At 40.6% G+C, this 13592-nt stretch carries 16 protein-coding genes; all 16 read right to left on the bottom strand.

What is annotated here, in order from left to right:
- Positions 1–11: 11 nt before the first annotated feature.
- Positions 12–1109, bottom strand: coding sequence for an undecaprenyldiphospho-muramoylpentapeptide beta-N-acetylglucosaminyltransferase (gene murG / locus AWM74_RS07330; RefSeq protein ID WP_026465394.1), 1098 nt, complete (start codon positions 1107–1109; stop codon positions 12–14).
- A gap of 28 nt (positions 1110–1137) precedes the next feature.
- Complete coding sequence (gene murD, locus AWM74_RS07325; protein WP_026465395.1) at positions 1138–2526, bottom strand: UDP-N-acetylmuramoyl-L-alanine--D-glutamate ligase; 1389 nt, start codon at positions 2524–2526, stop codon at positions 1138–1140.
- 29 nt (positions 2527–2555) lie between these two features.
- Positions 2556–3503 (bottom strand): phospho-N-acetylmuramoyl-pentapeptide-transferase, encoded by a 948-nt coding sequence (mraY, locus tag AWM74_RS07320; RefSeq protein WP_016897664.1) that lies wholly within the window; start codon positions 3501–3503, stop codon positions 2556–2558.
- Positions 3504–3570: 67 nt separating this feature from the next.
- Positions 3571–5709, bottom strand: a complete 2139-nt coding sequence (locus AWM74_RS07315) for a penicillin-binding protein (protein ID WP_026465396.1) — start codon at positions 5707–5709, stop codon at positions 3571–3573.
- Positions 5709–6149 carry a cell division protein FtsL gene (ftsL, locus tag AWM74_RS07310; protein WP_026465397.1) on the bottom strand — a complete coding sequence of 147 codons (441 nt, stop codon included), beginning with the start codon at positions 6147–6149 and terminating at the stop codon, positions 5709–5711. The genes AWM74_RS07315 and ftsL overlap by 1 nt, the downstream gene beginning before the upstream one ends.
- A 45-nt stretch (positions 6150–6194) precedes the next feature.
- Positions 6195–7145: a 16S rRNA (cytosine(1402)-N(4))-methyltransferase RsmH gene (rsmH, locus tag AWM74_RS07305; RefSeq protein ID WP_026465398.1), complete on the bottom strand. Its 951-nt coding sequence runs from the start codon at positions 7143–7145 to the stop codon at positions 6195–6197.
- Between the two features lie 66 nt (positions 7146–7211).
- Positions 7212–7643: a division/cell wall cluster transcriptional repressor MraZ gene (mraZ, locus tag AWM74_RS07300; protein WP_016897668.1), complete on the bottom strand. Its 432-nt coding sequence runs from the start codon at positions 7641–7643 to the stop codon at positions 7212–7214.
- Between the two features lie 238 nt (positions 7644–7881).
- A complete protein-coding gene (locus tag AWM74_RS07295) occupies positions 7882–8256 on the bottom strand; it encodes a DUF3397 family protein (RefSeq protein WP_026465399.1) in 375 nt (124 codons plus the stop codon).
- A 233-nt stretch (positions 8257–8489) separates the two neighbouring features.
- Entirely contained in the window at positions 8490–8675 is a 186-nt protein-coding gene (gene rpmF, locus AWM74_RS07290; RefSeq protein ID WP_016897670.1) for a 50S ribosomal protein L32, read from the bottom strand.
- A gap of 26 nt (positions 8676–8701) precedes the next feature.
- Positions 8702–9259, bottom strand: a complete 558-nt coding sequence (locus AWM74_RS07285) for a YceD family protein (RefSeq protein ID WP_026465400.1) — start codon at positions 9257–9259, stop codon at positions 8702–8704.
- Positions 9260–9458: 199 nt separating this feature from the next.
- Positions 9459–10730 carry a nucleotidyltransferase family protein gene (locus tag AWM74_RS07280; protein ID WP_026465401.1) on the bottom strand — a complete coding sequence of 424 codons (1272 nt, stop codon included), beginning with the start codon at positions 10728–10730 and terminating at the stop codon, positions 9459–9461.
- Between the two features lie 33 nt (positions 10731–10763).
- Positions 10764–11531 carry a class I SAM-dependent DNA methyltransferase gene (locus AWM74_RS07275; RefSeq protein WP_026465402.1) on the bottom strand — a complete coding sequence of 256 codons (768 nt, stop codon included), beginning with the start codon at positions 11529–11531 and terminating at the stop codon, positions 10764–10766.
- A 9-nt stretch (positions 11532–11540) separates the two neighbouring features.
- Entirely contained in the window at positions 11541–11900 is a 360-nt protein-coding gene (rsfS, locus tag AWM74_RS07270; protein WP_016897674.1) for a ribosome silencing factor, read from the bottom strand.
- 33 nt (positions 11901–11933) lie between these two features.
- The gene (yqeK, locus tag AWM74_RS07265; protein WP_026465403.1) at positions 11934–12560 is read right to left on the bottom strand and encodes a bis(5'-nucleosyl)-tetraphosphatase (symmetrical) YqeK; all 627 of its coding nucleotides are present in this window, start codon (positions 12558–12560) and stop codon (positions 11934–11936) included.
- A complete protein-coding gene (locus tag AWM74_RS07260) occupies positions 12550–13212 on the bottom strand; it encodes a nicotinate-nucleotide adenylyltransferase (protein ID WP_016897676.1) in 663 nt (220 codons plus the stop codon). The genes yqeK and AWM74_RS07260 overlap by 11 nt, the downstream gene beginning before the upstream one ends.
- 16 nt (positions 13213–13228) lie before the next feature.
- A complete protein-coding gene (yhbY, locus tag AWM74_RS07255; RefSeq protein WP_016897677.1) occupies positions 13229–13537 on the bottom strand; it encodes a ribosome assembly RNA-binding protein YhbY in 309 nt (102 codons plus the stop codon).
- Between the last annotated feature and the right edge of the window lie 55 nt (positions 13538–13592).

Genomic DNA, 13592 nt, shown 5'->3' with positions numbered 1-13592 from the left:
AAAAGGACTTCCTATTTCACAAGGCTTTCGATGATCTTGATTAAACGGTCACCCGCATCTGGCACCCCTTGGTTCAAGGCGTTCGCCGCAATCCGGGCACGTTCATTTTTATCAGCCATCAAGCCATCAATTTCATCTAATAAACCATTTACATTAAGGTCATTTTCTAAAATCATGCGGGCTCCGTCATGCTTCACTAGCGAGCGGGCATTCATTTCCTGATGGTTGGCCGTTACATTAGGACTTGGAATCAAAATAGATGGCGTCCCTAAGGCTGTTAATTCAGTCATAGTTGTTGCGCCTGAACGACACACGACTAGGTCAATGGTATTGAACAAGGCGGGCATATTATCGATATAGGACACAATTTGTACATTATCCCACTCATTAAAGTCAGCGAATGCTTCTTTAAATTCTTCGTAGTAAGTATCCCCTGAAGCGATCAATATTTGATAATCTTTTTCGATAAATGATGGAATAGCTTCTTTAACAGTTTCGTTGATTCGTAAAGCGCCACGACTACCACCGAAAATCAATACTGTTGGCTTGCCGTTTTCTAGACCATAAGCAGTTAAATCTGCCTTGTCTGTAATAGACGCTACCTCTTGGGCACGCGGATTACCTGTGAAAACTACTTTGTTCGCGTATCGTTTAAAATCTTTCGCTACATCCTCAAAGCAAATAGCTATTTTTGCCATAAAAGGCGCTAAAAACTTATTGGTCATGCCGGCAACGGAATTTTGTTCATGGATAATACTTGGCACACCTGTACGTGCAGCTGCAAATAAAACCGGCGCACAGACATAACCACCTGTACCAATCGCTACATCCGGGTTAAAATCGCGGACGATTTGCTTTGCCTTACGGATACTATCAAACATGTAATAAACTGTCCTAGCATTATCTAAAGACAATGACCGTTTGATCCCTTGAATTTGGATAGTTTTGAAATTGACCCCTTCATTAGGCACAATTTTTGATTCCAATCCACCTTCAGTCCCCACATACAGAAATTCTGCATCCGGATATTGCGCTAAAATTTGTTTTCTTAGGGCTAAGGCTGGGTAGATATGCCCCCCAGTCCCACCACCGGAAAGTAAAATTCGCATAATAAACTCCTTTTTCTCGCTAATTAATTTATTTACCTAAGTCTTCAATCGCTTTGATATAACGGTCACCACGGACTTCAAAGTTTGGATATTGGTCCCAAGAAGCTGAAGCTGGTGACAATAGAATGGTGTCACCAGGTGCTGACATGTCAAAGGCTGCTTTAACAGCTTCTTCGATCCATTCTACTTTTTCAATTTCTGTTAAACCTTGACTTTGTCCTAGGTCAGCAAATTTATCTGCTGCTTGTCCGAATACAACCATACCTTTCACACGGTCCATATGATCTGCTAATTCAGTCACTTCATTCCCTCGGTCTAAACCGCCCGCTAACCAAATGACATTGTCATGTTTTTGACTGAATGAATCAAGGGCTGTAATGGAGGCATCGTTATTTGTCGCTTTTGAATCATTGTAGAAACGACGACCGTCGATTTCGGCAACAAACTGTAGGCGGTGTTTCACGCCGTGGAAGGCAGATACGCCGTTTTTGATTTCTTCGTTTGAAATTCTTAGTAATTTACCAATAGCAACGGCCACTAGCATATTTTCTAAGTTGTGGTGTCCTGGTAGGAAGAAATCTTTTCTATTGAAGACAATTTCATCATGCCACATAAAGTTTTGGCTATCTTGGTCAAACCAAGCACCGTCAGGTTGAATAGTGGTCGCTGAAAAAGGCACAACTGTTGCTTTTGTCGCTCGGTCGCCAAATACGTCCATTTGGTCGGCATTTAAAATCAAGAAGTCATCTACAGTTTGGTTGGCAGTGATTTGCCATTTTGCAGAAATATAACCGTCCATTGAACCATGATAGTCTAAATGGGCAGCGTAAATATTGGTAATGGCTGCAATATGTGGTTTAAATGCATCTGTCCCCATTAATTGGAAGGAAGATAATTCTAAAATCAACCGGTCATCTGCTTCAGCTTTTGAAGCGATGTCTAATGAAGGAATCCCAATGTTCCCCCCAATATAGCTTTCACCTGCAAGTGAATCTGCTTTCCCTAACATTTCGCCAACTAGGCTAGTAGTTGTTGTTTTACCGTTAGAACCAGTGATACCAATGATTGTGGCATCGGTCATCTTATCTGCAAGTTCGATGTCGGTATAGACGGGTAGGGCAATTTCTTGCGCGCGAACGACCATTGGGTTGCTATAAGGAATACCTGGGTTCTTAACCATAAAGGCGAAGTCTTCGTCTAATAGTGATACGGGATGACCGCCAGCAACAACACGGGCATTATTTTCCTCGATAAGGGATTGGGCATCTTTATTTTCTTCAAGGGGTTTAAAGTCGTTGACAGTAACAATTGCCCCCAGTGCTTGTAGATGTTGCACGACTGAAACACCAGTCTTTGCAAGTCCGAGTACTAATATTTTTTTATTGCGAACTGATTCGCGCCATTGTGATGCTTCCATAATGATTTCCCCTTTAGTAAAAATTTAAATTAAAAGAATAATAAGCCGATGATGGCTGTGACTAAACCGACTGCCCAAAAGATAATATCTACCTTCCACTCGCTCCAACCAATCATTTCAAAGTGATGGTGGATTGGTGACATTTTGAAGACACGTTTGCCGGTCAATTTGAATGAAGTGACTTGTATGATAACTGAAGCTGTTTCAACTACGTATACGAATCCAATCAATAGTAATGACCAAGGGTTGCTTAACATTACTGAAATAACAGCTAATAAAGCACCTAGAGCTAGTGACCCGGCATCTCCCATGAAGATACGAGCTGGTTTGCGGTTAAAAAATAGGAAGCCTAATAATCCGGCAACGATAGCGATACAGAAGGCCCCAATTCCGCGTTCACCCATTCTAAATGCAATCAGTGCATAAGTTGAGAATGAGATGACACCAAGACCTGATGATAGGCCGTCAAGTCCGTCCGTTAAATTGAAGGCATTTGAAAATCCTGTGATCCATAGTAATAAGAAGACGAAGACGAATAAGACGTTTGTAATGCCTGTTGTAAATGGAAATGGAATCGACACATGGAAGGTAATCACACGCATTAATAATACGATTAGCGCTGAACCCACAATTTGTAAAATCAATTTTTGCAGTGAAGTTAAACCTTCATTTTGTTTCTTGAAAATCTTTAAGAAGTCATCGGCAAATCCGATACCACCAAAGAAAATCATTGTCCCAACTAACAACCAAACTTCACTGTGCCATTGCCCAGTAAGAATAGACCAGATCAATAAGCCGACTAGGGCTGCGGATAGGAAAACGACCCCACCCATTGCTGGGGTACCAGATTTGGCTTTATGCCAAGCGGGTCCCTCATCTCTTGTAACTTGTCCGAATTGTTTTTCACGCATAAATTGAATGAAAAACGGCATACCGACTAGCGTTAACACTAGTGTCGTGATAAATAGTAATACCATAATTTTCCCTTTCTCTTCCCTTATATTTATAGGTTAATGTAGATTTATGTTCCTTGTTTTTAAGTGTTTATGACTCAGCTAATTGTAACACAATCGTCTTATCGTTATTGACTTGTTCACCTACTGCGATCGACTGCCCAACAACGACGCCTTCACCCTCAAGTTCTACCTCAATACCAAGTAATGAAGTTAACGCTTGACTAGCTGACGCGTTCAATCCGGTAAAGTCTGGTATGGTTGGATTTGTATCATCAGACATCAAGAAGATTGGTTGTGTAACAGACACTTCTTCGTTTACTGCAGGGGTTTGGCTGACGATTTTTTCCCCATCACCAATCACTTCTACATTGACGAAGCTAGCATCTGATAAGTTTTGTTGGGCCTCTCCGACAGTTAATCCTGACACATCAGGGACGGTTGCCGTCACAACTGACTCACTATCACCTAAGGCATTATATTCTAGGGCCCTAGTTAATAGTGGTGTATAAATTTCTGTCATCATATCGCTTGCGGTTGTTTCCAAGTTCTTCGGTTGTTCCGCTGTGATATAAAGGACATATTGCGGATCTTCACTTGGGACAAATCCAACTACAGAGTATAAGTATTTGGTTAAACCTGCTTCATAAGTGTTGGTTTCAAGGTTGAAGACCTCAGCAGTACCTGTCTTAGCAGATACTGTATAGTCGTCTAAGTCATAAGCGGCCCCGGTACCTGTATCTGCATAAACAACAGATTGTAAGTATTCAAGGGTCTTATTGGCAGTTTCTTTTGAAATTGGTGAAGAAACTACTTCTGGTTCAACAACTTGCATGGTCCCATCTTCTTCATAACGGTTAACCAGTTGTAATTTCATCATATTCCCGTCGTTAGCAATTGCGGTGAAGGCTTGCATCATTTGATAAGGTGTTACGTAAATTCCTTGTCCAAAACCAGTCGTTACTTTATCTGCTTCATAATCATAGTTCATTGACCCACTTGCTTCGTTGGCAAATCCTGAACCCGTTTCTTGCAGTAGACCGAACTCACGGATATAAGATTCCCAAACGTCATAACCCATCTCTTTTACTAAATGGATCATCAGGGTATTTGATGATTGTGATAACCCCTCTAGTTCGGTAATCACACCCCACCCAATTCCGTTATAATCGGCAATCGTTGAATCGCCCATAGTTACGGGACTTGAATCGTAGAATGAATCTGGGTCAAATACTCCTTCTTCAATGGCTGCTGCTACCGTCAATACTTTAATCGTAGATCCTGGTTCATAAGCTTTTTCAACTAGTAAGTTTTGCCACATATCGTCGATACCTTCTTTTGTTTCTAGGTTGAAGGTTGGTCTTTGTGATGCTGCAACAATTTCTCCAGTTTCTGGTTCAACTAGCATAACTGTCATTGACGTTGGTTCATATTTTTCGTAAACCTCTGTCATCAAAGTTTCTAAATAAGTTTGTAGTCGTGAATCTAAGGTTAAATATACGTCAGACCCATCGGTAGTTTCTTCCTCCACTTGACCTGTTCCACTTAACTCAACATTGGTCGAACTTGATTGGTAAGATTTACGACCATTGGTACCTTTTAGGATGCCATCCATAGACAGTTCCAAGCCCATTTGGCCGGTTAAACGACTATCGATAGCAGTGCCAGCTTCCATATACTCAGCATACCCAATTAAGTGAGAGGCAAAGACGCCGTTTGGATACATTCTAGTTGGCGTTTCATTAAACATAATACCTGGTAGATTTTGGTCGTCAATAGCCTTCATCTCAGCGTATGTCAGGTCTTGCCCTGCCGTACCAAACTCTACTTGAGAAGCATCTTGAGTGTTTAGTCGTTCTAAGATTTCATCAGCCGTCAGGTCGATATATTGCGACAAGACTTGAGCAGTATTTTTCTTATCCACTACATATTGCGGGTCCTCTGGTTCAGACCATTCATCCGTTAAAACAGCGTACAATGAATAAGAAGTAGCATCCATTGCCAATGGATTTCCACCTACATCATAGATGGTTCCACGTTGTGCTGACAATATGCTACTTCTATCATAGAGGTTTTGGGCCTGCTCCGATAAATCTTGACCGTTCACAGTCCCAAAAACCATTATTTGTGTTAAACGAATGCCAAATATGAGTAGTAAAAAACCTGCCAAGCCCATCATCGCTCTAATTGTTTTTTTGCGATTCTTTTTGAGTTTTTTACTGTCTTTCATTATTCCACATTCCTTATATTTTCTTCATTCATATTCAACCCTTGTTCTTCAGCGATTTCTACCACTCGTGAGTAGTTAGATAATTCGTGGACTTCTTGAGTTAAGTTCTCTTTTTGAACACCTAAATCTTCTGCATTTTGTTGTACTTCTTGTAACTGCTGTGATGCTGCATTCACGTTAGCACGCATAATGGTAACCCCTAATAGTCCTGAAATCATAAATAGAAAGGCTACTGTCATCAACATTTTTTGCATCAGTGAGAATTTTACTTTTGGTCTACTTTTACTGGCCGGTATACTCGCCGGAAGAGTAGTCATATTCCGCTTTGGTTGTGCTTGTTGACGTTCTTCAGGGTAAGCCGGAATATTTGGAATAGCTTTTTCAGCTGGCATAGCATTCATTTTAATATTTACTTGGTCTTGTAGTAGAAATATTGCCATAAATACTGCTCCCTTCTATTGGTTGGCTGCCTTTTATCAATTGTTCTATTTAATGCGTTCGATTATGCGCAACTTGGCACTTTGTGCGCGTGAGTTATGCGCCAATTCTTCTTCACTGGCGTAAATTGGTTTTCTATTAACCAATTTAAATGGGGCTTCAATATCCGCATTAATCACCGGTAAATTCGCCGGTAATTCCTCGCCTGTTGATGCATCCTTGAACATTTGTTTCACAATGCGGTCTTCTAATGATTGGAAGGAAATTGTAGATACTCGCCCACCAATATTTAATAAATTCAAAGCTTGCTCTAATGAATCTTCAATCGCACCTAACTCATCGTTGACTGCAATACGCACTGCTTGGAAAATCCGTTTAGCCGGATGGCCACCCTTACGACGTGCTGGTGCCGGAATCGCTTCCTTAATAATGTCCACTAATTCCTCTGTACGCGTAATACGATGATCCGCTCTTCTTTGCTCGATTTTACGGGCAATTTGTTTAGAGAATTTTTCTTCTCCGTAGCGGTAAAAAATACGTACAAGATCATTGAAATCCCACTCATTAATGATGGTTTCTGCTGTTAATGCTTGGGTTTGGTCCATACGCATGTCTAATGGTGCATCTTGGTGGTATGAAAATCCGCGTTCAATCTCATCTAATTGCGGTGAGCTCACGCCAAGGTCATACAAGATACCATCAACACCACTAATACCCATTTTTTCAAGTTCTGACTGGATATGTCTGAAATTATTGTGGACAAGGGTTACTTTGCCACTTTCAATTTCCGCTGCCAATACTTTCTCGGCATTGCCAATGGCCACTAAATCCTGATCAAAGGCGATTAAACGACCTTCGTCAGATAGGGCTGCTGCGATTTTAGAACTATGTCCAGCACCACCCAAAGTACAATCAACATAAATACCGTTGGGTTTGATTGCCAATCCGTCTACTGATTCGTTTAACAACACTGAGATATGATGGAATTCATCTGCCATTCTTCTGCCATCCTCTTCTTCTATAATTCTTTATCTCTTCAAAATTTGTTACATTTAATTTTCTAATTAAAGGCCAAAATCTAACATGTCTTCCGCAATTTCTTCAAAGCTTTCTTCAATTTCAGAAGAAACACTTTCCCATTTTGTTTTCGACCAAATTTCAATACGGTCAGAAACACCTAAGACCAAACATTCTTTTTCAAGATTGGCATAGTCTACTAGGGTTGATGGGATATTAATACGACCCTGTTTATCAATTTCAGCTTCAGCCGCTGCAGAATAGAAAAATCGTGTAAAAGCACGTGCTTCTTTCTTAGCTAGCGGTAATTGTTTCAATTTCTCTTGAATTTTCTCCCAATTTTCTAAAGGATAGCCAAAAACACACCCATCCAAACCACGCGTAATCACAAACTTAGCGCCTAAGTCCTCACGTAATTTAGCTGGAATGATGATTCGCCCTTTGGCGTCAATATTATGTTGGAATTCTCCCATCAACATCATTTATCACCCTATGTGCCTAACCTTAGCCTTTATTGGTTTAAGTCTACCATATCTCCCCACTTTTCACCACATTTCCCCAAAATTTTGTAATTTTTGTGGAAAAGGCGTAGTTGCGGGTTTTTTTCAAAAAAAAAAGAAGCTTCGAACCTGTTTTTAACAAGTTCAAAACTTCTTTTTTGTATATTTTTAAGAATTTTAAATTTCTACATAATAGAGATTGTTGACTAGCTAATGTTTACATTGTCACTACTTGAATAATTCGGCAGACGGTTACCAACACATAAGTAATGAAAGTAATGGAGAAAGCAATATTTACAAGCATTCGGTAGAATTTTTTAACAATAACTTCTTCGTTTTTCACAAATCGCCAAACCAGAATACCAATCGCCAACAAGGAAATCACAACCACTAAGTGGGGAATAATTGAAAAGAACAATAAATCCTTGGAGATAAAGTGGAGGCAAACCAAAAGAATAGGAAAAACAACATCAATCGGTGCAAATTTAATCTGCTTGTTAAAGTAGAGGTAAGGTTTTCCTACTGTGCCTACAAGTAATAAGCTCACGATGGGTAGTAGATAAAACAGTATTTCGCTCCATTTGAAAGCCATAATCGTCAACCTTTCCTTTATTTTCTATATCAACCATAAGTATGTTATCCATTAATACTAGCTAAGATGGCTAAAAATGTCTAGATTGATTTTCCCTTTAAAAAAGGAAAACAAAAAAGGCACTAACCAAAAGCGGTTAATGCCCTTTTAATTATATATAATCAAAGTAAACATTTTAGTTTCCCACATATCAACTATGCAGTAATCCTCAATGAATCTTGCGCTAAATAAAATTATTCAGCTGCTGCGTCAGTCATTACATCTTTACCATCGTAGAAACCGCAGTTTGCACATACATGGTGAGATTTACGTAATTCACCACAGTTAGGGCATGCGTTCATTCCAGGTACTTCTAACTTGTAATGTGTACGGCGTTTGTTTTTTCTTTGTTTAGACGTTTTACGTTTTGGTACTGCCATCATTACACCTCCTAATTAAATATCAATTATGCTTCATCCGACGATTCTGAATCTTTAAACAAATCTTGAAGTTTAGCGAATTCAGGATTAATAACTTCCTCTTCATCACGTTCAGCTTCAAACTCTGTTTGGCTTACAACTCGCCAGTCATTCCCTTCAGGAAACGCATCGTCAGCCTCTTCCTCTTCAGTCAAAATCTGAATTGGTAGATTTAGAAGAATGTTGTCACGAATAGATTCTCGCAAATCTAACGTGTAGCTATCCATAGATAACTGAACAACGTGTTCTCCATCGACAATATCTGTCTCCCAACCGTCTTCAAGAAAACGTTCGGAAACTGGTAATTGTAGATCCAGCACTACCGGCTCTAAAGACCGTGTAGATGGCATCGTCATTTTTAGTGCTAATCGTAATTGTGTCAATACTGTATGTTCTTCATAGAGAACCATACCATCAACTGAAACAGGTGACATGTCGATCAACTCAGGTATTACTGCCTTCATTTGCTCTTTCATATCGACTGATTCTTGAATCATCATTGGTTGGGATGCGATTTGACGCAACTCTTGAATAGACCATTTCATTATTGACCACCTAATAAGCAACAAGAAAAATTATACTAAGTTTAAACTTATTTGTCAATGTTTTTTCCTTGACAAGGTCATTAAATTAAACTCATTATCACTTTTTGACTGTCATATTTACAGGATGAAACGTACTTTCCCATACTACTAGGTCTCCATCAAAAAGTAAACTATTTTTCCTCTGCTCCCTTTCCTTTTTTTATTTCGTAAATATTGGCGGATGATTGAAATTTTGTGTATCAATTTGTGGTTTTAGTATTTCATACATCCGGTCAACCTTCAACCACATTGGCCATTTTTCTTCACTCGTCTGGTCCACACGACTCACCAATTGCCACAGACTATCCGCCCCACTCAAATCCGCCTTAACCGTCTTCAAATAAGCCCGTCCCTTCTCAGTCGCCCCAAGCAACATCAAAGGCTGTCGATGACTAGGTGAAAGCACTGCCTGCATCTCATCTTTTTGAATATTCAAAGCCACCATCAAAGCCGTCCTTTGCACCCGATTTGCCGACCAATTCCGATTCTTCACCCGGTCCACAAAATCATAAAAATTATCCACTTGCTTGATCGCCTCAACCATCCGATTTTCCATACCACCCACCATCTGATAGATACCCCCTAACTCCCCGTTAGAAGCCGTCAACAAACGATAGCGCAGATAGGGAAATAAATCCGTCCACGACACCAGCAGGTCCGCCTCAACTGCCTTACATAAAGCCTCAGCCATATCACTAGGCACCATCTTCTCCAATTCATTTGACTCTTTAAGACCCTTTAAATCTTTGGAAAAGAGGTAGTGACGTATGGCTGACCCAGACGTATAAAGGCTAGTGTCTTGGTCTAATTGGCCTTCATTTAAGGCATTTAAACGATGGTTGTCCCCAATCCGTTTGACCGGCACCATCTTTAAAGGCGTCTGTAGCTGAGCATTGACCTTAGCATAAGCAAAAGCCAGTAAGGTATTGGCGTTTTCTTTAAAGTTGACCTTTAAATCCGTAATTTCTAGATGGGTCGCCTGCAAATATTGAATAGCTGCAATCCGTTTTTCAGCGAAAGAATGGTTGTCTAAATTCTCTACATATTGGTCAGCGGCCGCTACTTGATCAGGGTGGGCGATCATCCATTTGGCCAATTGTTCATAATCAGAAAAGTGGTCGTCTTCAACCCCAAAAGAAATAGCTGATGCACCAAGGGCCACCAAAGCTTTTACCCCGCCTTCAGCGAAGTAGTCAGCTGGTTGGGTAGCAAACCAAAATGGTAACTCAACCACTAAATCACAGCCGTTCTCCAAAGCAACGGCTGCCCGCGCCCACTTGGATACCAGGCTTGGTTCCCCACGTTGAACGTAGTTACCAGACATGACGCCAATTACAAGGTCGGCCTCGGCCTGGTATTTGGCTTTTTTGATCTGATGGGCGTGTCCGTTATGGAACGGATGCCATTCGGCAATAATTCCGACAGCTTGCATAGGGTCACCCCTTTTTCAAAGTGTTTACATTACTTATTTCTGCGCTGAAAAGAAGATACGTTTAGAACTCTCATCCGGTGCGTCTTGGCCAAAGTCTGCTGTGACACGGATGTTCTTGAAGCCTACTTGGGTCAAAATTTCCTGGTAAGCTTCAATAGGCAAGGTCTGTTCGTAGTGCATTTCTTCAAACCGTTGGTAGTTGTTATCGTCTGTGTTTTGAACGAATACGTTAATGGTATGGTCGATGGTATTTTCGCCACGGAACTGGTCTGATGTCCAGGTAAATACGGCGTCATCCCATTCAACGACAAAGGATGTTTCTGGATAGATGTCATTTATTTGATGGATAGAATGAACGTCGAACATGAAAATCCCACCATCTTGTAATTGCTGGTAGATATGGGTAAAAGTAGTTTTCACCGCATTCGCGTCCGCTAGATAATTAAAGGTATCGCAGAAACAGGAAATGACTGCTGCTTGGTCCCTTAATTCAAATGTGGTCATGTCATCTTGCCAGAATTCAAGGTCTAACTTAGCTTCCTTAGCGTTCGCTTTGGCTGCAGCGACCATTTTTTCAGATAGGTCTAGCCCCTTGATAGGATAACCTGCTTGGGCCATCAAAATAGCGAATTGACCGCCACCTGCGCCAAGGTCCAACCAATAGTCTTGGCCCTCTATGAATTTGTCGAAGGCCTGCATGGTTTCTGTGGCGAAGGTAAACCAAGATAGGTATAGACTGTCATCAAACAAGATTTCGTAGACATCGGCGAATACGTCATATTGTTGTTGATTTTCTGTCATGGTTGCGCCTTAGCTAATCCATTCTTCAACGTTGACTAATGGTGCTTCAGCCCACATTTTTTCTAAGTTGTAGAAACCACGTTCTTCACTTGTAAATACGTGTACAATCACATCGAAAGCATCGATTAAGATCCAACGGTTACCGTCTTTTCCTTCGATACCCTTCACTGAAAATCCTGCTTCTTCAATTGCGTCTTCAACAGCGTCCACAATGGCTTTAACTTGACGATCGTTACGACCAGACATGATGACAAAATAGTCAGCCATTGGTGTTGTGTTGGCAACGTCTAAGGCTACGATATCTGTCGCTAAGCGGTCGTCCGCACCTCTAACGATTGCTTCTAATAATATTTCACTCTTTTTAGTCATAAATACTCCTTTATTATTGCAGTTTTATTCTGATTACTTGTTTTTATTACTTTTTTTGCTGCTAAATTTTTTAACCCAATCATTGTAGATGGCGATTGTTTCTGGATATACTTGACGGCCTGATTCAACCAAATGGACAATAGATTGTTTGATTTTAAAGTCTACTGCCGCATCTAAGTCAGTCTTGGCTAGATCTCGTGCTTGTTCAACGCCCTTAAAGTCACGACCTGGTTCGATATAGTCGGCGATAAACAAGATGTTTTGGTCTAGAGTCATGTCATAGCTCCCTATAGTATGGGACCAAACAGCCTGTAAGATATCTTCATCATTGACCCCAAATCGAGTATTTGCGATCATAGCGGCTAATGGACCGTGCCAAATGGCAGATCCGTAATTTAACCACTCTGGGTCGTATCCAGGATAGTCTTTAAACTCAGATAAGTGGTTTTCGCTATCCTCTTTAGCATAATCATGGAGTAAGGCTGCTATACTGGCCTTATCTACGTCCGCTTCAGGGTATCGTTCAGCTAGTTCAATAGCTGTTTCTTCCACCCGTAAGACGTGCTTATACCGCTTGTTGGTTAAACGAGCTTGCAGTAATTTCTCAAGTTCATCCCGTTTAATATTAATCAGATCCGGATTTAATTCTCTAGCTTTCATGTGCTTGATATAACCCCTTTTCTTGAATGTAGGCAACAACAGGTCCTGGTGTCAGGTAACGGATAGAGGCTTTTTCTGCCACCGAGTTTCTGATCCCTGTTGATGACACGGTCATCCCTTCAGCGTCTACAAAAATCAATGGATAGTCCGTATCATTTTGATAACCCTCACGGCCAACACCTACAAAATGCACCATCTTAATCAAATCATCAATCCGATGCCATTTAGGTAAGTTTTCGATCATATCCGCCCCAATGATGAAATAGAACTCATAAGTTGGATACAGGGCCGTTAAAATCTCCATAGTATCCACCGTATAAGATTTCCCTACCCGGTCGAGTTCAATTGCTTCTAGACTAAAATGTGGATTGTCTTGGATTGCCAATTCAATCATATCTACCCGGTAGGCGTCGTCTAAGGTTTCTTTGGTTTCCGAATGGGGTGGCTTCTTGTTTGGCATAAACCACACTTCATCTAATTTCAGCTTGTCATAGACTTGTTCAGCCATCAATAAATGACCGTTATGGATGGGGTTAAAGGTACCCCCAAGAATACCAATCCGTTTATTGGGATTGTCTTCAAACGCTAATTCTGTCTCTGGTTCATTTATCAAACGAACATGTTCTTGATCTAAAAATGATACCTTTGCCACAATTTGCCTCCTGTAATTAGCCTAAAGCTTTTACTTGCGCTGAGATTTCTTGATACTTAGATTCAGAAGAAGGACGGTATAAAGTAATCACACGTCCAATTGTTTGGACAACAAATGCATCTACTGCCTCAGCGATTTCTGTTGCCGCTTCACTAGTTTCTTCATCTGTATTTTGTAATAAATGTACCTTGATCAACTCACGTTTTTCTAGGACTTCATCAATTTGCACCATAAATTCTTCTGATAAACCGTTTTTACCAATGTTGGCTACGGGGTTCAAATGATGGGCTTCTTTACGTAAAAATTTCTTTTGTTTGTTATTCAAAATGAATAGTCTCCTTTCATAACAAGGTGCGAGAGCCTACCTTCCATTTCTGCAG

Origin of the sequence: Aerococcus urinaeequi (assembly GCF_001543205.1) — a bacterium.
GTDB classification, from domain to species: domain Bacteria; phylum Bacillota; class Bacilli; order Lactobacillales; family Aerococcaceae; genus Aerococcus; species Aerococcus urinaeequi.
The sequence above is the reverse complement of the archived record's forward strand: the minus strand, read 5'-3'. Positions and strand labels throughout refer to the sequence as shown.